Annotated in this window: 26 protein-coding genes; 11 read left to right on the top strand and 15 right to left on the bottom strand. The window is 71.1% G+C overall.

The window, feature by feature from the left end; all coding sequences use genetic code 11:
- Position 1: 1 nt before the first annotated feature.
- Positions 2-964: a WYL domain-containing protein gene (locus AB0I67_RS21285; RefSeq protein WP_357926086.1), complete on the top strand. Its 963-nt coding sequence runs from the start codon at positions 2-4 to the stop codon at positions 962-964.
- Here AB0I67_RS21285 and AB0I67_RS21280 read toward each other — a convergent pair.
- Positions 961-2,196: an FAD-dependent oxidoreductase gene (locus AB0I67_RS21280; protein ID WP_357926083.1), complete on the bottom strand. Its 1,236-nt coding sequence runs from the start codon at positions 2,194-2,196 to the stop codon at positions 961-963. The genes AB0I67_RS21285 and AB0I67_RS21280 overlap by 4 nt on opposite strands.
- 102 nt (positions 2,197-2,298) lie before the next feature.
- Here AB0I67_RS21280 and AB0I67_RS21275 point away from each other — a divergent pair, with 102 nt between their 5' ends.
- Positions 2,299-2,943 (top strand): TetR/AcrR family transcriptional regulator, encoded by a 645-nt coding sequence (locus AB0I67_RS21275; protein WP_357926080.1) that lies wholly within the window; start codon positions 2,299-2,301, stop codon positions 2,941-2,943.
- 10 nt (positions 2,944-2,953) lie between these two features.
- On the opposite strand, the gene AB0I67_RS21270 is transcribed toward AB0I67_RS21275, so the two are convergent.
- The gene (locus tag AB0I67_RS21270) at positions 2,954-3,445 is read right to left on the bottom strand and encodes a hypothetical protein (RefSeq protein ID WP_357926078.1); all 492 of its coding nucleotides are present in this window, start codon (positions 3,443-3,445) and stop codon (positions 2,954-2,956) included.
- Between the two features lie 123 nt (positions 3,446-3,568).
- On the opposite strand from AB0I67_RS21270, the gene AB0I67_RS21265 reads away from it, so the two are divergent.
- The gene (locus AB0I67_RS21265; protein ID WP_357926075.1) at positions 3,569-4,348 is read left to right on the top strand and encodes a peptidase inhibitor family I36 protein; all 780 of its coding nucleotides are present in this window, start codon (positions 3,569-3,571) and stop codon (positions 4,346-4,348) included.
- Between the two features lie 5 nt (positions 4,349-4,353).
- Here AB0I67_RS21265 and AB0I67_RS21260 read toward each other — a convergent pair whose 3' ends face one another.
- The 5 genes from AB0I67_RS21260 to AB0I67_RS21240 form a co-directional block, all read right to left on the bottom strand.
- On the bottom strand, positions 4,354-5,406 hold the full coding sequence (locus AB0I67_RS21260; RefSeq protein WP_357926072.1) for a hypothetical protein: 1,053 nt from the start codon (positions 5,404-5,406) through the stop codon (positions 4,354-4,356).
- A complete protein-coding gene (locus AB0I67_RS21255; RefSeq protein WP_357926069.1) occupies positions 5,403-5,891 on the bottom strand; it encodes a sigma-70 family RNA polymerase sigma factor in 489 nt (162 codons plus the stop codon). Before AB0I67_RS21255 ends, AB0I67_RS21260 begins: the two co-directional genes overlap by 4 nt.
- A gap of 231 nt (positions 5,892-6,122) precedes the next feature.
- The gene (locus AB0I67_RS21250) at positions 6,123-7,001 is read right to left on the bottom strand and encodes a CPBP family intramembrane glutamic endopeptidase (protein ID WP_357926067.1); all 879 of its coding nucleotides are present in this window, start codon (positions 6,999-7,001) and stop codon (positions 6,123-6,125) included.
- Positions 7,002-7,005: 4 nt separating this feature from the next.
- Positions 7,006-7,614: an RNA polymerase sigma factor gene (locus AB0I67_RS21245; RefSeq protein ID WP_357926064.1), complete on the bottom strand. Its 609-nt coding sequence runs from the start codon at positions 7,612-7,614 to the stop codon at positions 7,006-7,008.
- Between the two features lie 83 nt (positions 7,615-7,697).
- Positions 7,698-8,189: a DJ-1/PfpI family protein gene (locus AB0I67_RS21240; protein WP_357926061.1), complete on the bottom strand. Its 492-nt coding sequence runs from the start codon at positions 8,187-8,189 to the stop codon at positions 7,698-7,700.
- Between the two features lie 191 nt (positions 8,190-8,380).
- Between AB0I67_RS21240 and AB0I67_RS21235 the strand changes: the two genes are divergently transcribed.
- Positions 8,381-8,617 (top strand): SCO4226 family nickel-binding protein, encoded by a 237-nt coding sequence (locus AB0I67_RS21235; RefSeq protein WP_357926059.1) that lies wholly within the window; start codon positions 8,381-8,383, stop codon positions 8,615-8,617.
- A 37-nt stretch (positions 8,618-8,654) separates the two neighbouring features.
- Positions 8,655-9,023, top strand: coding sequence for a cupin domain-containing protein (locus tag AB0I67_RS21230; protein WP_357926056.1), 369 nt, complete (start codon positions 8,655-8,657; stop codon positions 9,021-9,023).
- Positions 9,024-9,075: 52 nt separating this feature from the next.
- On the opposite strand, the gene AB0I67_RS21225 is transcribed toward AB0I67_RS21230, so the two are convergent.
- On the bottom strand, positions 9,076-9,276 hold the full coding sequence (locus AB0I67_RS21225; protein WP_357926053.1) for a hypothetical protein: 201 nt from the start codon (positions 9,274-9,276) through the stop codon (positions 9,076-9,078).
- 271 nt (positions 9,277-9,547) lie between these two features.
- Here AB0I67_RS21225 and AB0I67_RS21220 point away from each other — a divergent pair, with 271 nt between their 5' ends.
- From AB0I67_RS21220 to AB0I67_RS21200, 5 genes are all read left to right on the top strand, one after another.
- On the top strand, positions 9,548-9,871 hold the full coding sequence (locus AB0I67_RS21220; protein WP_357926051.1) for a metalloregulator ArsR/SmtB family transcription factor: 324 nt from the start codon (positions 9,548-9,550) through the stop codon (positions 9,869-9,871).
- A 6-nt stretch (positions 9,872-9,877) separates the two neighbouring features.
- Positions 9,878-10,951, top strand: coding sequence for a GNAT family N-acetyltransferase (locus tag AB0I67_RS21215; RefSeq protein ID WP_357926049.1), 1,074 nt, complete (start codon positions 9,878-9,880; stop codon positions 10,949-10,951).
- A 76-nt stretch (positions 10,952-11,027) separates the two neighbouring features.
- Entirely contained in the window at positions 11,028-11,369 is a 342-nt protein-coding gene (locus AB0I67_RS21210; RefSeq protein ID WP_357926046.1) for a metalloregulator ArsR/SmtB family transcription factor, read from the top strand.
- Between the two features lie 2 nt (positions 11,370-11,371).
- Positions 11,372-12,439 (top strand): ACR3 family arsenite efflux transporter, encoded by a 1,068-nt coding sequence (arsB, locus tag AB0I67_RS21205; RefSeq protein ID WP_357926043.1) that lies wholly within the window; start codon positions 11,372-11,374, stop codon positions 12,437-12,439.
- The gene (locus AB0I67_RS21200; protein ID WP_357926041.1) at positions 12,432-12,833 is read left to right on the top strand and encodes an arsenate reductase ArsC; all 402 of its coding nucleotides are present in this window, start codon (positions 12,432-12,434) and stop codon (positions 12,831-12,833) included. Before arsB ends, AB0I67_RS21200 begins: the two co-directional genes overlap by 8 nt.
- Before the next feature lie 15 nt (positions 12,834-12,848).
- Here the strand turns inward: AB0I67_RS21200 and AB0I67_RS21195 are convergent, their stop codons facing one another.
- From AB0I67_RS21195 to AB0I67_RS21180, 4 genes are all read right to left on the bottom strand, one after another.
- Entirely contained in the window at positions 12,849-13,217 is a 369-nt protein-coding gene (locus AB0I67_RS21195; protein WP_357926038.1) for a metalloregulator ArsR/SmtB family transcription factor, read from the bottom strand.
- 209 nt (positions 13,218-13,426) lie between these two features.
- Entirely contained in the window at positions 13,427-13,612 is a 186-nt protein-coding gene (locus AB0I67_RS21190) for a hypothetical protein (protein ID WP_357926035.1), read from the bottom strand.
- A gap of 53 nt (positions 13,613-13,665) precedes the next feature.
- Positions 13,666-15,048 carry an FAD-dependent oxidoreductase gene (locus tag AB0I67_RS21185; RefSeq protein ID WP_357926033.1) on the bottom strand — a complete coding sequence of 461 codons (1,383 nt, stop codon included), beginning with the start codon at positions 15,046-15,048 and terminating at the stop codon, positions 13,666-13,668.
- Between the two features lie 506 nt (positions 15,049-15,554).
- Positions 15,555-16,115, bottom strand: coding sequence for a helix-turn-helix domain-containing protein (locus AB0I67_RS21180; RefSeq protein ID WP_357926030.1), 561 nt, complete (start codon positions 16,113-16,115; stop codon positions 15,555-15,557).
- Positions 16,116-16,201: 86 nt separating this feature from the next.
- On the opposite strand from AB0I67_RS21180, the gene AB0I67_RS21175 reads away from it, so the two are divergent.
- A complete protein-coding gene (locus AB0I67_RS21175; protein WP_357926027.1) occupies positions 16,202-17,134 on the top strand; it encodes an SDR family NAD(P)-dependent oxidoreductase in 933 nt (310 codons plus the stop codon).
- Between the two features lie 69 nt (positions 17,135-17,203).
- On the opposite strand, the gene AB0I67_RS21170 is transcribed toward AB0I67_RS21175, so the two are convergent.
- From AB0I67_RS21170 to AB0I67_RS21160, 3 genes are all read right to left on the bottom strand, one after another.
- Positions 17,204-17,746 (bottom strand): hemerythrin domain-containing protein, encoded by a 543-nt coding sequence (locus tag AB0I67_RS21170; RefSeq protein ID WP_357926025.1) that lies wholly within the window; start codon positions 17,744-17,746, stop codon positions 17,204-17,206.
- A 171-nt stretch (positions 17,747-17,917) separates the two neighbouring features.
- On the bottom strand, positions 17,918-19,114 hold the full coding sequence (locus AB0I67_RS21165; protein WP_357926022.1) for a hypothetical protein: 1,197 nt from the start codon (positions 19,112-19,114) through the stop codon (positions 17,918-17,920).
- A 92-nt stretch (positions 19,115-19,206) separates the two neighbouring features.
- The gene (locus AB0I67_RS21160) at positions 19,207-19,791 is read right to left on the bottom strand and encodes a hemerythrin domain-containing protein (RefSeq protein ID WP_357926019.1); all 585 of its coding nucleotides are present in this window, start codon (positions 19,789-19,791) and stop codon (positions 19,207-19,209) included.
- Positions 19,792-20,180: the final 389 nt, after the last annotated feature.

Raw genomic sequence — 20,180 nt, 5'->3', positions numbered from 1 at the left:
CATGGCTGCCACCTCCGCTCGGGCGCTCAAGCTGCTGTCGATCTTCGGAATCGGTGCGACGCTGACCGCCGAGGACCTCGCCGACCGGCTCGGGACCTCGGCGCGAACGGTCCGCCGCGACATCGACACCCTCCGGGAGCTCGGGTACGAGATCGAGGCCGTGCGCGGCGCGGGTGGCGGGTACCGGCTCGGCCGGGCCACGCGGTTGCCGCCGGTGGTCTTCGACGAGGACCAGGCCGTCGCCGCGGCGGTCGCGCTGCAGACGGTGCCGGCGGTCCTGTCCGGCATCCGCGAGAACGCGGCCCGGGCTCTGGCCACGCTGCACCAGGCGATGCCCGCGCGCAGCCGCTTGCACGCCGAGGCGTTCACGGTCACGTCGGCGCGCAACTACTGGGAGTTTCCCGCGCCACCGATCGACTCCGAGATCGTCCGTGCTGTCGGCAGCGCGATCAGCCGGCGGCACCTCGTCCGGGTGGACTACACCGGTGACGGCGAACCCGTCACGCTCACGCTGGAACCGCACGACCTCGTGGTCTGGGCCGCGCGCTGGTACCTGGTCGCCTTCGACCCGGACGCGGGCCGGTGGCGGGCGATGCGCGTGGACCGCATCGGCCCGCACCCGCCGACGCACCTGCCCTTCGACCGGCGGGCGATCCCGCACGGGGATCCCGTCGCCTTCGTCATGACCGCGCACGACCGCGGGGACGCCGCCGCCGAATGGCCGTGCCGTGGCTCCGCCGTACTCGCCCTGCCGGCCTCGACGGTCGCCAGGTTCGCCCCCGGTGGGTCAACGGTCGAGTACGAGACCGACACCACGTGCCGGCTCACGCTCGGCGCGTGGTCGTGGTCAGGAGTGGCCGGGCTGCTGCTCACCTTCGACGCCGACCTCACCGCCATCGAACCGGCCGAGCTCCGGCAAGCCCTGCACTCGCTGCGCGGCCGCATCGACAGGGGTCTTCCCTAGCACCGGCCGTTGAGCGGCGCGAGCGAGCCGGTCAGGTGCTCGGGCCGGACGCCGAGCGCGACCAGGCGGCCGAGCAGGCCGCTGAAGCCGGGCAGGTGACGGAGCGTCCGCAGCGGTTGCGGCACGCGCAGCGGTTCGGCCGCCGCTCCGGAGCCGTCCATGGAGGCGGCGACGAACCGCTTCTGGGCCGCCCGCTGGATGCCCTGCGTCACGAGGGCCGGCCACCGGCGTCGCCGCTGCACGCGGGCCAGGTCCCTGGTGGTGACGTGCCCGTTCCGCAGGCCGGGCACGAGGACCCGGGCGGCCGCCACCGCGTCCTGGATGGCCAGGTTGATGCCGACTCCCGCGATGGGGGACATCGCGTGCGCCGCGTCCCCGATGAACAGCACTCCCGGCGCCCACCAGCGCTCCAGCCGGTCGATCCGGATCTGGAGCGCGGCGATGTCGGCCGCTCCGATCGACTCCGCGCGCTCGGCCAGGTACGGCGCCAGCCGTACGATCAGCTCCCGGGTCCGGGCGCCGTCGTCCGCGCGGGCCGCGGCGGCTTCGCCCTTGCCGATCAGCAGGGCCGTCTGCCAGTAGTCGCCCCGGTTGATCATGATCAGGCCGCCGGAGGCGGAGAAGCGCAGGTGCGTAAGCTTCGGATCACCGGGCAGGCGGGGGATGCGGACGTAGAGGCAGTCGTGGGGGGCTCCGATGTTCTTGGGGCGGAGGCCGAGCAGGTCGCGCATGGTGGAATGCCGCCCGTCCGCCGCGACCACCAGGGCTGAGCGCACCTCGCGGACCATCCCGCCCTTGTCCAGGTAGCGAACGCCGCGGACCGCCGCGCCCTCCCGGATCACGCCGGTCACCCGCGCGTTCTGGACCAGGTGGAAATGCGGCGACTCCCGGCCCGCCGTGGCCAGCAGGTCGAGGAAGTCCCACTGCGGCACCAGCGCCACGTGCTGGTGCCGTCCGGGCAGCCGGCCGAAGTCCTCGTCGAAGCCTCCGTCGTCGAAGCGGACCGTCAGCCGCCGCTCGCGCTGCTGGGGTAACGCGGCGAACCGCTCCCCCAGCCCCAGCTCGTCGAGCAGGCCGAGGGTCGAGGCGTGGACGGTGTCCCCGCGGAAGTCGCGCAGGTAGTCGGGGTGCTGCTCCAGGACGGCCACCTCCACCCCGGATCGAGCCAGCAGCAGACCCAGCACCATCCCCGCCGGGCCGCCGCCCACGACCGTGCATGCCACCGACCGCATGTCCCTGCTCCTTTGCCGCCTAAAACGGGGGGTTATTCCCCGCTTCCTTCGCACGCTAGCATAAGCGGGGAGTTTGTCCACGTTTATCGAGGGAGCCGTCGAGTGGCCGACCATCCGCCGATGCGCGCCGACGCGCGCCGCAACCGCGAGCAGATCCTGCGCGCCGCGCACGCGGCCTTCGTGGAGTACGGCCCAGCCGCGCCGCTGGACCAGATCGCCGAGCGCGCGGGAGTCGGCAACGCCACCCTCTACCGCCACTTCCCCACCCGCGAAGACCTGATCCACAGCGTGGCCGTCCACGACATGGACCAGGTCGCGGCGACGGCCACCGACGCCCTGGACTCCTCGCCCTCCGCCTGGGAGGCGATCCGGACGTTCGCCTCCCAGGTGGTCGAGCACCAGAGCGTCGCGATGCTCCCGATCCTCGGCGGCCAGGTCGAGTCCGGCCCCCGCTTCAGCGAGGCCGCCGCCCGCGTGCTGTCGGCCGTGGACTCCCTGGTCGACGCCGCCCAGGCCGAGGGCACGCTCCGGCCCGATGTGACCTCGGGGGATCTGATCCTGTTCCTCGCCGTCGCCACCCGGCCCCTCCCGGCCCTCTCCCCCGCGCTCGCCACCACCTTGCGGGACCGCCTGCTCGGCACCCTCCTGGACGGCTTGCGCAGGGGCGAGAGTGCTCCGCTGCCCGGGCTGGGCATGACCGCGGAGGGGATCGTCAGCGGCTTGAGCGGCGCCGGGACCGAGGAGTGACACCCGGCTGTCAGGCCTTCGACAGGGGCCCCGACAGGCTCATGGCGTCGGTGCGGGCGCACAGCTGCGCGCCGGACCTGCTGGAGCCGTTGTAGTAGAGGTCGACGCAGGCGTTCAGCTGGCCCCAGCCGGCCGAAGAACGCACGCTCGCGCTCTTCGACGCCACGACTCCGCGGTGCAGCAGGGCGTAGTCGCAAGAGTGGGTGCTCCGCTGCGTGCTCCAACCCGGGCTCATGCCCTTGCGGTCGGAGACCACGAACCAGACGGTCAGCTTGCAGCCCGTGGCACGGGTCGCGTACCGGCCGATGCGCACGGTTCCCCGACCGGACAGGTACCCCACGTCGCCCTTGATCAGCTGGGCGCAGACGCGGATGGCGTTGTCGATCTGCGGGTTGTGGACGTTGCTCTCGCACACCGTCGTGCGACCCTCCGCGGCGGCGGCCGTGGCGGGGAGGACGAGGCTGGGGATCAGGGCCAGGGCGGCTGCGTGTCGCCGTTTCATGGAAGCGCTCCTTCTGTGCTGGATCTTCCGGACGACTTCAGTAATCCACCCGTTCCCGCAGTTCGCACGGGGTGTTGACAAGTGTGGACAGCGGTTGACAGGTTTCTCCCGTCGGGAGGCACGATGAGAGCGGATCCCACGAAGGTCGGCACGCAGCCGGAGTTCGCCGCTGCGCTCAAGACTCTGGTGGCGATGGCGGTGCGGGAGAACCGCATCACCAACGCCACGCATCTGGCGCGCGAGCTGGGTCTGTCGCGTTCGGCGGTGTCGAAGTGGATGACCTCGGTTCCTGGGCGGCCGGGGACGGGCCTGCCTTCGCCCGCCTATCTCGCGCGGCTGCTCACCCTGCTGGAGGCAGCGGACCGGCAGGAGTGGCTGGACGCCCGTGACCGGGCCGAGCGGGCCTACGCCGGCAACGGCAGCGCTCCGGATGTTCCCCCGGAGACCACCGCAGCGCCTCCGCAGCAGGGCTCTCCACGCCGCTTCCGGAAGCCGGCGTGGATCGCCGCAGGTCTCGCCTGCGTGCTCGCGGGTGCGGCGGCCTTCTTCCTGCTCCGCCCCACGGGTTACGCGGCCTGCGCCGAAGGCCACGCCTGCCTGTTCGGGCAGCGGGACGGCGGAGGGCAGATGGCCGACCTGGGGGAAGTCCGCGCCGGCCAGCGCTTCGAACTCGGCGCCATCCCGCTGTCCGAGCCGTCCACCGATCACTGGCACGACGCCGTCGACTCCGTCTACAACCGCAGCGCCCACTCCGTCTGCCTATACGACCGGGTCCCCGACGGCCACGTGCTGCTCGGCTCCGCCTGGTCGGCCGGCGAACGGGCGAACTTCAAGCCGGCCAACGCGGACCGGGCGGACACCGCGCTCATCATCGCCGGAGGCTTCTGCCCGCCGAAGCCCTAGATCATCTAGATCGGCGTCCCGTTGAGTGCGGTGCCGGCGATGGCGTCGGCGTCGCAGCCCAGGCCGGAGAACGGGTCCTTCATGCCCGGCGGCTTGGGCAGGCCGCCGGGGGGCTTCAGGCCCTCGGGCCTGGACGGCTTGTCGCCGTCGGTCAGGGTGTCCTGCTGCACGGTACGGGCCTGAAGGGTGCCGTCGCCCTGGAGCGTGCCGACCACGGTGGTGTACTTGCCGGTCGTCAGGTCGGTCAAGCGCGCCGCGGACTGCCGGACGAGCGTGGTGGAGGCGGACGTGGTGACCTTCACCTTGCCGCCGTCCGCGCCCGTCACGGTGAACGCGCCGTCCCGGATCTGGCTCACCGTGCCCATCGCGATGCCGTGCCCGGCCAGCATCGCGGTGATGCCCAAACCCATCCCGCCGGGGAGCCGGGGCGGCTTCAGCTTCGCGGGCGCGACGAGCACGCTGCCGGCGGCGAGGGTGTCGCCCGCCCGGCTGCCCTCGCCGCGCACCAGGACCGACATACCGGGGACGAGGTCGGCGACGGTCCCGGCGATCTGCCGGGTCACCTTGGCCGTCGGCGCGACGTCGACCCGGATGTCCTTGCCGCCTGCCGTACGCACGACCAGGCGTGAGCCGTCCACGACCCGCAGGGAGCCCGCGGCCACCTGCAGGCTCTCGCACTCGGTGGCGAGCAGGCCCATCGCGGCGACCCGCTGGGCGTCGAAAGCCTCCTCCACCGGGGCGGACGCGGTGCGCGGCAGCAGGACGTACCCGGCGATCGCCACCAGCGCGGCCGCGGCCGCGACCCAGCTCAGCACCGCGGGCCCGCGCCGCCGGACCCGGCGCGGGCCGTCGATCGCGTCCAGCACGCCGCGCAGGACCCGCGGGTGCGGCTGAGCGGCAGGAGCACTGTCGCGTACGGCAGGCGCAACGGCCCGCCACGCGTCGAGCTCCGCCCGGCAGGCCGGGCAGCGGTCGAGGTGGGGGTCGGCCGGCTCCGCCGTACCGTCGGCATGGGCGAGGAGCTCTTCAAGGCTCAGATGAGGCGAGGCCTTGGTCATGACGCGTATCCCCCTTCGGGCATCGAGCGAACGAGTGCGGCCCGCGCCGCGAACAGCCGGCTCTTGACCGTGCCGACGGGAATCTCCAGGATCTTGGCGATCTCGGCGAGCGGCAGCCCGGTCCTGAAGACCAGGTCGAGCACCTCGCGGTGGTGCCGCGGTAAGGCGCCGACGGCCGTCATCATCGCCCCGGCCGCCATCCGGTCCAGCACCTGCTCCTCCGGTCCCGGCTCGGCGGCCGGGCGGTTGGCCAGCACGTCCTGCGGGACGAGCGTGGGCCGCCGGCGGCGCAGCCGGTCCCGGCACTGCCGCCGGGCGATGGCGATGATCCACGACCGCACCGAGGAGTCGCCGCGGAAACCGCCCGCGCCGCGCCAGACGGCGAGCATGGTGTCCTGCAGGATCTCCTCGCTGAGCCCGTGATCGTCGGTGAGCAGGACGAGGTGGGAGTAGACCACGCCCGAGTGCCGCTCGTAGAGCGTCACCAGCGCGGCGCGATCACCCTGGGCGATCGCCGAGAGAAGGGTCCGGTCGTCGGCGCTTCGGGTTGCGTCATCACGAGGTACGGCCCGCCGTCTTGCCGTAAGGGATCCACGGGGTTTCCTCCAACTGGTTCGGTCTCGCGCTGCCGTCAGGTGGGCGGCAGCGGCCGGGCGAACGGTGCTGACCCGCTGCGGGGCCGGGTCCTCCCCCAGCCAACTCGGCGGGCGGTATCGTCACGGTGACCAAACCCGGGCCCGGCCGGCGTCCGGGACGGGCGGGACCTCGCGCAGGTAGCGGTCGTGGCCGAGCCGCCCGCGCGTCGCCGCGACGACCAGCAGCGCCAGCCCGACCTGGGCCAGGGTGCGGAGGTCGGCCACGAGGTGCCCGAGATCCGCTCCGGGGAACAGCTCGTAGGCCAGGCTGTGCAGGACGTTCCCGACGGCGTGGAAGAGGACCGCCAGCAGTACGCTGCCGCGCGTGTTGTTGAAGATCCAGGTGAACAGCACCGACCCGGCGGTGACGCCGCCGACGAACGTCGCGAACGACACCGCGAGGCCCGCCGGGTCGGCCGGGGCGCCGTTGTAGCCGGGGACCAGCACGTAGACCGGCAGGTGCCACAGGCCGTGCAGGACGCCCAGGACCAGCGTTCCGGCGAGAGGGCCGTGGCGCTGTTGCAGGAGCGGCAGCGCGAACCCGCGCCAGCCCGGCTCCTCGCCCAGCGGACCGCCGGTGACCAGGATGAGGAGGAAGAGTCCCCAGAACGCCGCCGCCGGAGCCTGTGCGCTCGCCCCCTGCGTGAAGCCGAGCAGCAGGAGCAGCGCCGGCCAGCCGAGCAAGACGATCGCGTACCACCACGGCGAGACCCGCCACAGCACGAGCCGCCGCAGCAGGTCCCGGATCCCGGCCCTGCCCTGGGTGAGCGCCGTCAGGACGAAGGCCGCGAGGGCCGGCCCGACCAGCGGGGCCAGCGCGCCGCCGATCCCGAGCATGGGCAGCCGCAGCACGCCGAGCGCCACCGCCATCCAGGTCCAGGAGAGCGTGAAGGTCAGCAGGAAGTAGCCGGTCAGGGGGTGTCGTCGCGCCAGCCTGACCGCTGGGTGTAGGTGAGCCATGCACCTAGGTAGCGGCGGGGCGGCGAAAGGTTCGGCACGTCCAGGGCGGCTGCTCGGCTCGCCCACCCCGTAGGATCCGGTCAATGAAGTGGGAAGGATGCAGCCGCGACCGTACGGTTCCCACCGAGATGTCCAGCGCCCGCGCCACCTCCTCGTACGACATGTCCTCCCACGCCACCAGCAGCAGCACGTCCCGATGGCCGCGGGGCAACGACGCCAGCGCCCCCGCCAGCTCGCGTTCCCTGCCCTGTGCCATCACCCGCCGCGTCACGGCGTCGGCCAGTTCCTCCGGCAAGGGGTCCACTCCGGTACGGCTCAGCGCCCGCAACAGCCGCTCCTCCTGCCGTCGATGCCTGGCGATCAACGTGGTGGCGATGCCGTACAACCAGGGCCTGGCCAGCGCGAACGACGGGTCGTACGTCCCGCGCCTGCGGAAGGCCGCCAGGAACGTCTCGGCCACGATGTCATCGGCCGCCTGCGTGCCGAGCCGCCGGGCCGCGTACAGATGGATCTGCCTGGCGTAGCGGTCGAACAGCGCGGCGAACTGTTCCGGGTCATGCGCCGAACGACGGATCAGTTCTCCGTCGTCGATCTCGACCGTCTCAGCGCTCAACGCCTCTCCTTCGGTGAGTAGCCATTTCACCGTGCTGTCTCCCGAAGGGTTCCGACGGGTTCCCTGGACCCGCGTCTTCCGGGTCAGCCCAAGTCGGTCACCAGGCGGCGGGCGAGTCGTTCGGACGAGGCCGGGTTCTGGCCGGTGCAGAGGTTGCGGTCGGTCTCGAGGTGCGGCACCAGCGGGATCTTGCCCTTGGTGAAGTCCGCGCCGCTCTCTCGCAGCCGGTCCTCCAGGAACCAGGGCGCCTTGCGGCCGAAGCTGTTGGGTTTCTCCTCGGTGCTGGACAGCGCGGTCATCCGGTATCCGGCGAACGGCCATGACCCGTCGGCGTCCTTGGCGGCCAGCAACGCGGCCGGCCCGTGGCACAGCATGGCCAGAGGCCTGCCGGAGGCGAGCCTTCCGGTCAGGAGCGCACCTGAGACCTCGTCGTGGGCGAGGTCCTCCATCGGGCCGTGCCCTCCGGGGTAGAAGACCAGGTCGAAGCCCCTCTGGTCGACCTCATCCAGGCATCGGGGCGTGTCCAGCTCGGCCTGGATCGAGTCGAGGTAGCGGACGAACAACACCTTGGCCATCGCATCCCCCTCCGAGCGTCCCCACCTGCTTATGCCACTCGTTGCGCCGCCCCCAAACAGGGACCGACGGTGGGGATCCGTCCTGAAGGTGTGGTCCACCATAGGCAGGCTTGAACCAACACAGGGGAACGGGCGGCCCGGAACAGTCCTACGCTGGGATGGACATGGACTGGGAGGCAACCATGAAATTCATGGACGTCCACCATGGCATGACCGGCATCACCGCGGACCAGCTCAAGCAGGCCCACGACGCCGACCTGGCCATCCAGGACGAAGAGCAGGTCACCTTCGAGCAGGCGTGGGCCGACCCGGAGTCCGGGCTCGTCTACTGCCTGTCCGATGCGCCGGACGCCGACGCCGTCCAGCGCATCCACCAGCGTGCGGGGCACCCGGCCGACGAGATCCATCCCGTGCCGCTGACGATCTGACTGCTGGAAACGCACTGCCCCGTCAGGACGAGAGGGGATGAAGAGCATGATCGAGGTCAAGAACATCGACAAGCCGGATGAACGCCGGGACTTCCCGCGCGGGCACCTGGACGTACTGGGACTGAGCGGCCTCAGCTTCGGCGTCATCACACTGGAGCCGGGGTGGAAGTGGTCGGAGTCGGTAGGGCCGATCGCCGGGACCGAGCTGTGCGAGGTGCACCACAACGGCTTCGTCGTCCAGGGGCGCATCCATCTGAAGATGCGTGACGGCACCGAGTCCGAGGTGGGGCCCGGCGACGTGTTCGTCTGCCCGCCGGGGCATGACGCCTGGGTGGTGGGCGACGAACAAGCCGTCGCCTATGACTTCGCGGGCGGGGCCGACGAGTACGCCAAGCCGGCCGGGTGAGGCAGCTCCGCTTGTACGGCGAGGCGGGTCGCTTCGCCGTACAAGCGGCGGGCTAGACAGCGGTGCGGTAGGCCTCGGTGATCGTCTGGTCGACGGTGTTACCGGCCGAGTCGGTGGTCTGCGCCCGGAACGAGACGTGGCGGGCGTCCGGGTTGCCGACGCGGGCCACGCCGCCGGACGGTGTGCGCGTGATGGGCGCGGGCCGCCAGGTCACCCCGGCGTCGTAGGAGACCTCGACCGTCAGGGCTGACAACGGGTGACCTGCCTGCCGTACCGTGACCGGGACCAGGGAGGGAACGCCGCCTTGGGCCCGGTTCTCCCGGTTCAGGGCCCAGGGAGAAGCTCATCACCGCGGCTGCGGCGGGAAGGCCCAGGCGGTGCTGATGCGGGTGGAGGCGTACGGCTCGCCGCGTTCGCGTGGATCTCCAGGCGGTAGCTCGCCCGGCTCCTTCAGGCCGAGCCGGCCCGCGGCGTGGGACCCGGGGCTGGAAAGGCACGCTTTGATCGAGTATCGTCGATTAACGATGAAGCCTTTGGAGAGAGCCGAAGCCGAGGAGTACGCGAGCTGGTTCAAGGCCCTGGCCGACGCCACCCGCATCCAGATCGTCTCCCTGCTGGCCCGGCAGCGGGAGCCGATGACCGTCGGTGAGATCGTCGCGGCGGTCTCGATCGGCCAGTCGACCGTGTCCCACCACCTGAAGATCCTGGCCGAGGTCCGCTTCGTCCTGGTCGAGCACCGGGGGACGTCGAGCCTCTACCGGATCAACGAAGCCTGCGTGAGCTGCTTCCCCACCGCCGCCGACGTGGTGATGGGCAAGCCGGTCCCGGCGACCCCAGCCTGCGAGTGAGGAATCATGGCCGACGACGAGATCGTGACCCGCTACTCCGACCTGGCGGTCGCCGAACTGCGCACCGGGGAGACGGTGCTGGACCTGGGCTCGGGCGGCGGTCTCGACGTGCTGCTGTCGGCCCGCCGGGTCGGCCCGCACGGGCGCGCCTACGGCCTGAACGCCGCGGCCGAGACGGTGGAGCTGGCCAGGCGCGAAGCGTCCGAGGCCGGCGTCGGAAACGTCGACTTCCTGCAGGGCTCGATCGAGAACATCCCGCTGCCCGGCCTGTGGGTGGACGTCGTCATCTCCAACCGCGTCATCACGCTCTCCGACGACCGGGCCGCGGTGTTCGCCGAGGCGTTCCGGGTGCTGCGCACCGGCGGGCGGCTCGGGATCAGCGACATCGTGAGCGCCGACGACACCGATCCGGTACGGCGAGCCGAGGCCGAGCGGCGCGTGGGCTGCCCGGCCGGGGCGTTGTCCGTGGGCGAGTACCGGCGCCTGCTCCAGCAGGCCGGGTTCGTCGGCCTGTCGATCGAGCTCACCGCCGATCACGGCGGCGGGGTGCACTCGGCCCTCGTGCGGGCGTCCAAGCCGAAGGCCCCGCCCGGCATGGTGATCAGGCCCATGCGCGACGAGGACGCCGAGCAGGTGCTGGCCATCTACCAGGCCGGCCTCGACACCGGCAACGCCAGCTTCGAAACCACCGCCCCGGACTGGGCGACGTTCAGCGAGGGCAAGGTGCTCCGCTACGTCGCCCAGGACACCGCGACCGGGGAGGTGCTCGCCTGGGTCGCCGCCTCGCCGGTCTCCAGCCGGTGCGTCTACGCCGGGGTGGTCGAGCACAGCGTCTACGTGCACCCGGGCTGCCAGGCGCACGGGATCGGCCGGGCCCTGATGACGGCGTTCATCGCCGCCAGCGAGGACGCGGGCGTGTGGACCATCCAGTCCGCGATCTTCCCGGAGAACGCGGCCAGCCTGACCCTGCACCAGGCGCTGGGCTTCCGGATGCTCGGCATCCGAGAGCGCATCGGCCGCCACCACGGCGTCTGGCGGGACGTGGTCTTCCTGGAACGCCGCAGCCCGGCGATCGACTGACCGGGTCTGGATATAGACAGCCATCGATATAGACTGTGCTCGACTTCGACGGCTGTCGATATGAGGAACGGTGGAGATGGAACTGCCGCAGCTCCTGGAGTGCAGCCCCCCGCTGGCCCGCCGGCCACTGGACGCCGAGCAGGCCGCGGGGGTCGCCCGGGTGTTCAAGGCCCTGGGTGATCCGGTACGGCTGCGCATCCTGTCGATCGTGGCCAGCCGCGAGGGCGGCGAGGTGTGCGTGTGCGACATCACCGGCGCCTTCGAGCTGTCGCAGCCGACCATCAGCCACCACCTGAAGGTGCTCAAGGAGGTCGGCCTGCTGACCTCGGAGCGCCGGGCGTCGTGGGTCTACTACCGGCTGGTCCCCGAGACGCTGGGCGAGCTGTCGGCCATCATCGGCTCCCCGGCGGCGGTGTGACCGTGGATGCTTGGACGTCGCGGTCCGTCGTTGCGGGCCTGTCCACGCTCGACCGGTTCCTGCCGGTGTGGATCGGGCTCGCGATGGCCGCCGGGCTGCTGCTCGGCCGGTTGCTTCCCGGGCTCGACACCGCCCTGGAGTCGGTGAAGGTCGGGCAGATCTCGCTGCCGATCGCGCTCGGGCTGCTGCTGATGATGTACCCGGTGCTGGCGAAGGTCCGCTACGACCGCCTCGACACCGTCACCGGCGACCGGCGCCTGCTGCCGGCCTCGCTGGTGCTCAACTGGGTCCTCGGGCCGGCGCTGATGTTCGCGCTGGCCTGGCTGCTGCTGCCGGACCTGCCCGAGTACCGCACCGGGTTGATCATCGTGGGCCTGGCCCGGTGCATCGCCATGGTCCTCATCTGGAACGACCTGGCCTGCGGCGACCGCGAGGCCGCCGCGGTGCTGGTGGCGCTCAACTCCGTCTTCCAGGTCGTGGCGTTCGGGTTGCTCGGCTGGTTCTACCTCGACCTGCTGCCGGGGTGGCTCGGCCTGTCCCAGGAGACCCTGGCCGTGTCGGCCTGGGAGATCGCCTTCTACGTGATCATTTTCCTGGGCATCCCGCTGGCCGCCGGGTACGCCTCACGCAGGCTCGGTGAGCGCACTCGTGGCCGCGACTGGTACGAGCAGCGGTTCCTGCCCAGGATCGGGCCGATCGCGCTCTACGGCCTGCTGTTCACCATCGTCATCCTCTTCGCCCTGCAAGGGCACACCATCAGCGAACGTCCGCTGGACGTGGCGCGCATCGCGGTGCCGCTGCTGGCGTACTTCTTCCTGATGTGGGGCGGGTCGTTCCTCGCGGGGCGGGCCATCGGCCTGCCGTACGAGAAGACCACCACGCTCGCCTTCACCGCGGCGGGCAACAACTTCGAGCTCGCCATCGCCGTCGCGGTCGGCGTCTTCGGCGTCACCTCCGGGCAGGCGCTCGCCGGGGTGGTCGGGCCGCTCATCGAGGTGCCCGTGCTGGTCGCGCTCGTCTACGTCAGCCTGTGGGGCCGTCGCCTGTTCAAGGAGCCCGTCCATGCCTAGCGTCCTGTTCGTCTGCGTGCACAACGCCGGCCGCTCCCAGATGGCCGCCGGGTGGCTCACCCACCTCGCGGGGGACCGCGTCGAGGTGCGCTCGGCCGGGTCCGAGCCCGCCGACCGGATCAACCCGGTCGCCGTCGAGGCGATGCGCGAGGTCGGCATCGACATCACCGCCCAGCAGCCCAAGGTGCTGACGCCGGACGCGGTCGAGGCCTCCGACGTCGTCATCACGATGGGCTGCGGCGACGTCTGCCCGATCTTCCCCGGCAAGCGCTACGAGGACTGGAAGCTCGACGACCCCGCCGGGCAGGGCATCGAGGCCGTGCGCCCGATCCGGGACGAGATCGGACAGCGCGTGCGTGCGCTGCTACGGGAACTGGGCCAGGAACCCGCCTGAGCCGGCCGCGGCTGGTCAGGCGGGAGCGAGTCCGAGGTCGGCGCGGGCGGGCTCGCCCAGCGGAGCGAACAGGGCGCCGAGCTTGTTCACCGCCTCCGGGATGATCCGGTAGTAGACCCAGGTGCCACGGCGCTCGCCGTCGATCAGCCCGGCGGTGCGCAGGATCTTCAGGTGGTGGGAGATCGTCGGGGCGGTCAGGTCGAAGGAGCCGGTCAGGTCGCACACGCACGCTTCGCCGCCGGCGTGGGAGCCGATCATCGACAGCAGGCGCAGCCGTACCGGGTCGGCGACCGCCTTGAGCAGGACCGCGAGGTCGGCCGCGTCGGCCTCCGACAGCGGCTCGCGGGCGATCGGCGCGCAGCACTGGATCGTCACGGCGGTCATCCGGGGCTCCTTAATTCGATCCTCGTCTAAATCATACGCGATGGCGGGCGATCGGGGCCGTGCCACTGGACCGAGTGATGATCAGGCGGCTTTCTTGACCAGGTCGGCGTCCAGCCAGCACGGACAGGCCGAGCGCCGCGTCGATCCACCGGCCCTGCCTGGTGTACGGCTGACCGCCGCCCCGGCTGGCTAGGGCGGCGGTCTCGGGTTCAGCGGTCACGCCGCGCCGCTCCGGCCGGCGTGGCGGTCCACGTGTCACCGGCCTGGGCGATGAAGCCCTGTGCCTCAAGCCGCCAGGCGAGCGTGCCGGCCAGGCGTTCGGTGTCCAGCCCGTCGTGGTGGCAGAGGAGGCGCAGCGCTTCTTTCTGCGCGGCGGTGGGGTAGCCGTCAGACATTTCCGGACATCCTGCTTTGCAACCAGGTGGTCGGGTTCCTTTCGGAATCCTGGTCAGCCGCAGCAGCCGCCGCCGGAGTTCACCGTGGCGAGCGGGAGCGGGGTGGACAGCAGGCCGCCGCTGAGGCCGGTGGCCAGGCCGACGCGCTGCTCCTGGGCCTCGGCCAGGTTGGAGGAGCAGACCCCCGTTTCGGGCAGGTCGAGGTGGGTCTCGCGGGCGGCCTCCCAGTCGCCGGCGAGGGCGGCGACCACGGAGCGGACCTGCTCGTAGCCGGTGGCCATGAGGAAGGTCGGCGCTCTGCCGTACGACTTCACACCGACCGCGTAGTAGCCGGGCTCAGGGTGGGCCAGCTCGTCCACGCCGTGGCCGGGGACGGTGCCGCAGGAGTGCTGGTTCGGGTCGATCAGCGGGGCGAGCGCGCGGGTGGAGCCGAGGATCGGGTCCAGGTCCAGCCGCAGCTCGCTCGCGATGGTGTGGTCGGGGCGGTAGCCGGTGGCGCTGATGATCCGGTCGGCGACGACGGTCTGCTCGTGACCGGACGGGTCGCGGCTGATCACCGTGTCACCCTCGATGCGGTGGACGTAGAAGCCGGTGACGAGGTCGATCCGGCCGGACTCGACGTGCGCACGGAGTCTCGTGCCGAGCGCGCCGCGGGCCGGGAGGGCGTCGGCGTCGCCTCCCCCATAGGTACGGCCTGCCGTACCGGCGCGGATGGCCCAGGTGATGCGGGTGTCGGCGGAGAGCTGAGCCAGGCCGAGCAGGGTGGTCGCGGCCGAGTGGCCCGCGCCGACGACCAGGACGTGCTTGCCCTCGTAGCGCTCGCGATCGGCGCCCAGGACGTCCGGCAGAGCGTGGTCGATCTCCGCCTGCTCCTCTCCAAAGGCGGGCAGACCGCTCGCGCCCAGCACGTTCGGGGTGCTGTAGGAGCCGGAGGCGTCCACGATCGCGCGGGCCTGCAGTTCCTCGCCGCCGGCCAGGCGGATGAGGAAGGGCACGCCCTCACGACCGTTGGTGCGAACCCGGTCGTAGCCGACGCGACTGATCGCGGTCACCTTCGCGCCCAGGCGGATCTTGTCGCCGAAGAGCTTGGCCAGCGGAGCCAGGTAGTCGGAGATCAGCTCGGCGCCGGTGGGCAGCCAGTCCTCGTCGGGGGCGGTCCAGCCGTCGGCCTCCAGCAGGCGCTTGGCGGCGGCGTCGAGGTTGAAGCGCCACGGGCTGAACACCCGGACATGTCCCCACTGCGCGATGGAGGCGGCCACCTGCTCGCCCCCCTCCAGGACGAGGAAGTCCTGGCCGCGCTCGGCCAGATGGGCGGCGGCAGCGAGGCCGACCGGCCCTGCGCCGATCACCACGACCGGCAGGGTGTCGGTGGCGCCGGTGGTGGCCGGCTGCTCGAGTTCGAAGGACGGGGTGGTGCCGCAGCAACTGTCGCTCATGACAAGAGTCCTCAAGGTCCAGGGGTGATGGGCTTATCGAAGGGTGAGGGCGGAGGTGCGGACGCGGTCGACGGCGGCGTTCGCAGCTCCTGTTTAGAAGATTGTCGAAATAGTAGCTATGATGCGCCTCTAATTAGAGAGATGTCAAATCAGCGCGTCACAGGCCGACATGCTGGGGGCGCGGCGGGCATGGGCGGCGAGCGGACCCATGATGTACGCGGTGCCGGCCCCCACGCCGCACAGGGCGCTGGACGCGAGCGAGCGCTGGAACGCCAGCCCGAGGTACGCCAGGCCCGGCCCGACCAGGGACAGACCACCCTGATGCCGGGGAAGCCGGACAAGGACACGGCGCCCAGCGGGGCCGGGACGATCTAGCGGGTGAACGGCCCGCTGGCCGCCACGGCAGCGGCGGCTTCCATCTGCGCGCTGTCCATAGTGCGCACCACGAACGCCCCGGCCCGCCAGGACGGGACGCGGCAGGTGGCCACGACTTTGGTGGCCGTGCCCTACGCGCGGATGCCGTCGAGGATGACCTTGAGGTAGGCGTCGAGCCGGCCCTGAGGGTCCCCGCTGATGCGCAGGGCGAAGGCGGTGCCGCAGACGAGGTGGTGCAGATCGTCGTCGGTGAGGCCGGCACGCACGGCTCCGGCGTCCCTGGCGCGTTCGACGACGGTCCGGGCCAGCTCGGCGAACTCCTCGCGGTGGCCGGTGGTGCGCGGGGCGGCGTCGTGTTCCGGGCCGGTCGAGACGACTTCGAAGAAGGCCGGGTCGGCCAGTTGCCGCTCCAGCAGCGCGCGCAGGAAGTGGGCCACGCCGCGGCCCGCGTCGGGGTGCCGGGCGGCGGTGCGGGCGTCGTCGAGGAGCGCGGTGAACGTGGGATCGGCGAGAGCCTCCACAAGTGCCCGGCGGGTGCGGAAGTGCCGGTAGGCGGTGCCGACGCCCACGCCGGCCTGGCGGGCGACCTCGTTGAGCTGCAACGACAGGTCGCCCGCGTCCACCGCGAGCCGTGCGGTGTCCAGGAGCCGCTCGCGGTTGCGGGCCGCGTCGGCGCGTTGTGCCGGGGTCATGGGGCCAGCCTACAGAACCGGATTGACTATCCGGTTAGCCCGAGGCTTTAATCGGATTACTTATCCGCTTATTCCATGGAGGCGTCATGGCAAGCACAGCGAACTGGACGCTCGCCCGGCTCGGCGATCAGACCGGCCGGACCTTCGTCGTGACCGGCGCCAGCAGCGGCCTCGGCGTGGCGATCACCACCCACCTCGCCGCCCGCGGAGCCCGAGTGATCATGGCCGTGCGCGACACCGGAAAGGGCGGTCGCGTGCGCGACCAGTTGCGCGCCGACCACGCCACCGCCGACCTCGACGTGCGCCGGCTCGACCTGCTCGACCTGGACTCCGTACACCGGTTCGCCGACGGGCTGCGCTCGGACGGCGTCGTCGTCGACGGGCTCGTCAACAACGGCGGGATCGGCACAGTGCCGCGACGGCTGAGCCCGCAGGGCGTGGAAAGCCAGCTCGCCACCAATCACCTGGGCCACTTCGCGCTCACCGCCCGGCTCTTCGACCGGCTGGCCGCGGGCCGGGACCCGGTCGTGGTGACGGTCTCCTCCAGCCTCTACCGGATCGGCCGCCTCGACCCCGACGACCTGGCCGCCGAACACCGCTACTCCCCCGGAGGCGCCTACGCCACCTCCAAGCTCGCCAACGTGCTGTTCGCCCTGGAACTCGACCGCAGGCTACGCGCCACCGCCTCACCCGTCCGCAGCCTGCTCGCGCATCCCGGCATGGCCAAGACCGACCTCAGCCGGGATGCTCCGCCGTCGGCCCGCCTGGCGGGAGCGGTGATGGGCCTGCTCTACAGCCGTCCGATCGACGACGCCGTCACGCCGATCCTCTACGCCGCCACCGAGCCGGGCGCTCCCACCGGACTGCACATCGGGCCGGGACGCCCCCTGCGCAGGGCCCGGCCGACCTTCGAGACGCTCACCGGGCCGGCCATCGACCCCGACCTCGCCGCCCGCCTGTGGTCACGCTCCGTCCAGCTCACCGGGGTTGACCTTCCCGCGGTAAACGCGCACTGCTGACCGATGCCGGCTCTGATGTGGACGGGCGCCGTGGAGGCTCGCCCGCTTCGTCGGGCGGGGGGCGTCCCGTCAGGGGCGAGCGTCTGCCAAGGCCTTGACCAGTTCCTTCTTGGTCATGCGCGACCGGCCGGAGATCCCGGCCTGCTGCGCTCGCTCGTAGAGCTCCGCCTTGGTGAGCCGGCCGTCGGTGGGCGTGGTCAGGGCTCGCAGCTCCTGCTCGCGGCGTTGCCGGAAGGCCGTGGCCAGACTCCGGAGGCGCTTGGCGTCGGTGGTGCGGGCCAGCAGGGGCAGGAGGGTGCTCTCCTCCTCCTGCACATGGTGGCCGACCGAGGCGGCGAGCAGTTTGTGGGCGTTGACGAAGGCGGCGCTGCCGGGCTCGGCCCGTTTGAGGGTGTTGAGCAGGACCTCTGCCTCCTTGTGCTCCACCAGGCCGTGGTGGGCGTCGAGGCCGGGGTAGACGATGTCCTCTTCGGCGCGAGCGTGGGCGGTGAGCAGGGCGAACAGCTCTGCCACGATGGCACGGGCGTCGCCTTTGCCGGCCTCCAGCCGGGTGAAGAGCTCCTCCACCTTGCGGTGGTCGGCCATGATCAGGGTGATGACGTCGTCTGCCATGCTCCGCCCCTACCCCGCACCCGCTGGTCCACGCCCGCAGCCGCGGTTGCCGGTGAGGCCAAGGGCGACCGAACCTCTGGGAACACGCCCCCGCCGGGGGTGGCGGGGGCGGGTACGGCATGCGGTCATGGTGACCGCTTGCCGTACCCGCACAGACATCCCCGGAAAAGCTCAGCGGCGCAGATCGCGGACGGGGTGCTTGCCCTCGGTCTCCAGCCGGTAGTCCTCGCCGGACTTGGCACGGTTCTCCTCGATGACCCGCTCCGACGGAGGCTGCTCGCCGCCCATCAGCGCCTCCTGCATCTTCTCGAACCGCTCATGGGCGTCCTGGACGTATCCGGTGCCCAGCGTGGTGTAGTCGATCTGGGTGGCGATCAGCTCGCGCAGGTAGGCCTTGTTCGGCTCGAAGGTGACCGGCGCGGGCAGTTCCGGGGCGCAGACCTGCTCGGGGTCGCGTCCGTCGTGCTTCTTGAAGAGCTCGGCGGCCAGCCGCAGGTGCTCCAGCTCCATGTTCAGATGGAGCTCCCAGATGTTCTTCACCTTGGGATCCGACTCGGTCTCCATGAAGGAGTGGTACAGGTAGCACTCGTTGTACTCGTGGTTGAGCAACATCTCCCACCAGCTCTCGCCGGGGTCGACGAGCGACTCGTAGTGGGTGACGTGCTCCTCCTCGATCAGCCCGATCTCCTGGTAGAGCTGGCGCGCGATGGGCTCCATGTAGGTCGGGCCCACGTTCATGTAGAAGTTCATGGTCTGCTGCTCGGCCGACATGATCGTCAGGGCGTGCAGCTTGGAGATCGGCGCGGCACTGCTCCGGTCGTACGGCTCGCGCACGTTGTCCACGGGATCGCGGTGGTGGCGAATGGTCGGCCGGCCGGGCATGACCTCGGTGAGCTGATCGACGATCTTCTCCGCCTTGCGGTGCTCGATCATCTCGTACAGGTTGGCGTAGCGGTACAGGTGGTCGAAGTCCTCCAGCACGCCGAACTGGTAGGCCTGCCGGAGATACTCGTCCGGCTCCATCCGGGCCACCCATGCCGTCAGGTCGACGGCCACCTGCTCGTAGGCGATCGTGGTCTCCAGCACTGAAGCCAGACCGGGAAGCAGCCAGTTGACCACCTTCTGCTGCTGCGCCTCGATGTAGCGGACCCGGGCCAGTTGCTGCTTGAGCTCCAGGTCCGGGCAGTGCCGGGCGAGCTGGTGGCTGAACAGGATCGACTCGACCTCGATGCCGTTCATGGTGATGATCCGGCACCGCGTGTACGGGTCGGCGTGGTCGGCGTCGATGGGCGCGACGTTCAGCTCACGCCAGTTCCGTAGCTGCTTGTCGAGCGGAATGCCCCGCTCGCGCAAGGGATTGAAGGTCATCTGCTTGGTGCTCCTTCGCACGTCTTCGTCATGGATGTCCGGCCCGGCGGCCCGCGTGCCGTAACTCCGGCCTCGCACCGCGTCACGGCAGGTCAGGACCGCTTGCCGAGGGCCTGACGGATGGCGTCCCGCGCTCGGTCCATCATGGCCACCGGGGTGCCGACGAGGAGGTTCTTGCTCGCCGACTCCGTGCCCGGGTCCGGGTGGGTGGGCGCCATGGCCTCCGCGGCCTTCACGCCCGCGCCCATCGCGCGTCGCTGCGCGGCGGTGGTGTGCTGGATGATCTTGTTGAACTCGTAGCGTTCCTCGCTGCGCGCGTGCGCCTCGACGGCCGCCCGCAGCATGAGCAGGTTCTTGGTGAAGTCGCGATCCTCCGTGCCCGCCTCGTCCATGTGCTGCAGGAGTTCCTTGGCCTCGCGTTCCTCGGCCAGGCGGTCGTCCGCCACGCCCTCGCCGCCGTCGATCTCGGCGCGGGCGAACGGGTGCACGATCTCCTCCTCCGCGGTCTCGTGTACGGCCAGCAGCCGTACGAGCCGCGTGAACGCCTCCTGCCGCCGGTCCGCCGGCGCCTGCTCGACCTCGTCGAACAGGTTCCGGATCATGCCGTGCTGCGCCAGCAGCAGCTCGATGACGTCCGTTTCCTGCATCGTCTCCGGCTTGGTGTGGCCGTCTGCCATGGGTCGGCTCCCTTCCTCCCGCCCGTGGCTACCCGGCGCCCGGAGCGCCAACCGGGAGCGGAGCCTCTCCGTGCCGTCCGATGGCCAAACCATGCCGCTCGGCGCCCGTCGTCCGCTTCCTCTCACCTTCGCCGGGCTTTCCCTCCGTGCGCAGGTGCTCTCTAATGGACGAAGACCACGCTTTCCCGGGAGTGCCTCAGTGCGTGAGCGGCTCAAAGCCCTGCTGGGCCGGCACATCGCGTGCGAACCGATTTCCGCCTCCGCGGTTGAAGTGAGCCGCGAATTCCCCCGGCTCCTCCCGGCCTCACATGTCCCCGCCGTGACCACGGGGCCGGCGTGCTGTATCTGATCGGTGGCACGTCACGGTCGGGAAAGACCCTGCTCGCTCA

The sequence above is a fragment of the Nonomuraea sp. NPDC050310 genome (assembly GCF_040655795.1).
GTDB lineage: Bacteria > Actinomycetota > Actinomycetes > Streptosporangiales > Streptosporangiaceae > Nonomuraea.
The sequence above is the reverse complement of the archived record's forward strand: the minus strand, read 5'-3'. Positions and strand labels throughout refer to the sequence as shown.

What these genes read in the sequence shown, in the direction of transcription:
- AB0I67_RS21200 (WP_357926041.1), top strand. Translation starts at nt 12,432, where the DNA reads ATGCCTAGCGTCCTGTTCGTCTGCGTGCACAACGCCGGCCGCTCCCAG.
- AB0I67_RS21190 (WP_357926035.1), bottom strand. Translation starts at nt 13,612, where the DNA reads ATGTCTGACGGCTACCCCACCGCCGCGCAGAAAGAAGCGCTGCGCCTC.
- AB0I67_RS21210 (WP_357926046.1), top strand. Translation starts at nt 11,028, where the DNA reads ATGGAACTGCCGCAGCTCCTGGAGTGCAGCCCCCCGCTGGCCCGCCGG.
- AB0I67_RS21235 (WP_357926059.1), top strand. Translation starts at nt 8,381, where the DNA reads ATGGACGTCCACCATGGCATGACCGGCATCACCGCGGACCAGCTCAAG.
- AB0I67_RS21195 (WP_357926038.1), bottom strand. Translation starts at nt 13,217, where the DNA reads ATGACCGCCGTGACGATCCAGTGCTGCGCGCCGATCGCCCGCGAGCCG.
- AB0I67_RS21160 (WP_357926019.1), bottom strand. Translation starts at nt 19,791, where the DNA reads ATGGCAGACGGCCACACCAAGCCGGAGACGATGCAGGAAACGGACGTC.
- AB0I67_RS21240 (WP_357926061.1), bottom strand. Translation starts at nt 8,189, where the DNA reads ATGGCCAAGGTGTTGTTCGTCCGCTACCTCGACTCGATCCAGGCCGAG.
- AB0I67_RS21215 (WP_357926049.1), top strand. Translation starts at nt 9,878, where the DNA reads ATGGCCGACGACGAGATCGTGACCCGCTACTCCGACCTGGCGGTCGCC.
- AB0I67_RS21165 (WP_357926022.1), bottom strand. Translation starts at nt 19,114, where the DNA reads ATGACCTTCAATCCCTTGCGCGAGCGGGGCATTCCGCTCGACAAGCAG.
- AB0I67_RS21265 (WP_357926075.1), top strand. Translation starts at nt 3,569, where the DNA reads ATGAGAGCGGATCCCACGAAGGTCGGCACGCAGCCGGAGTTCGCCGCT.
- AB0I67_RS21280 (WP_357926083.1), bottom strand. Translation starts at nt 2,196, where the DNA reads ATGCGGTCGGTGGCATGCACGGTCGTGGGCGGCGGCCCGGCGGGGATG.
- AB0I67_RS21180 (WP_357926030.1), bottom strand. Translation starts at nt 16,115, where the DNA reads ATGACCCCGGCACAACGCGCCGACGCGGCCCGCAACCGCGAGCGGCTC.
- AB0I67_RS21185 (WP_357926033.1), bottom strand. Translation starts at nt 15,048, where the DNA reads ATGAGCGACAGTTGCTGCGGCACCACCCCGTCCTTCGAACTCGAGCAG.
- AB0I67_RS21220 (WP_357926051.1), top strand. Translation starts at nt 9,548, where the DNA reads ATGAAGCCTTTGGAGAGAGCCGAAGCCGAGGAGTACGCGAGCTGGTTC.
- AB0I67_RS21285 (WP_357926086.1), top strand. Translation starts at nt 2, where the DNA reads ATGGCTGCCACCTCCGCTCGGGCGCTCAAGCTGCTGTCGATCTTCGGA.
- AB0I67_RS21260 (WP_357926072.1), bottom strand. Translation starts at nt 5,406, where the DNA reads ATGACCAAGGCCTCGCCTCATCTGAGCCTTGAAGAGCTCCTCGCCCAT.
- AB0I67_RS21270 (WP_357926078.1), bottom strand. Translation starts at nt 3,445, where the DNA reads ATGAAACGGCGACACGCAGCCGCCCTGGCCCTGATCCCCAGCCTCGTC.
- AB0I67_RS21230 (WP_357926056.1), top strand. Translation starts at nt 8,655, where the DNA reads ATGAAGAGCATGATCGAGGTCAAGAACATCGACAAGCCGGATGAACGC.
- AB0I67_RS21175 (WP_357926027.1), top strand. Translation starts at nt 16,202, where the DNA reads ATGGCAAGCACAGCGAACTGGACGCTCGCCCGGCTCGGCGATCAGACC.
- AB0I67_RS21170 (WP_357926025.1), bottom strand. Translation starts at nt 17,746, where the DNA reads ATGGCAGACGACGTCATCACCCTGATCATGGCCGACCACCGCAAGGTG.
- AB0I67_RS21250 (WP_357926067.1), bottom strand. Translation starts at nt 7,001, where the DNA reads ATGGCTCACCTACACCCAGCGGTCAGGCTGGCGCGACGACACCCCCTG.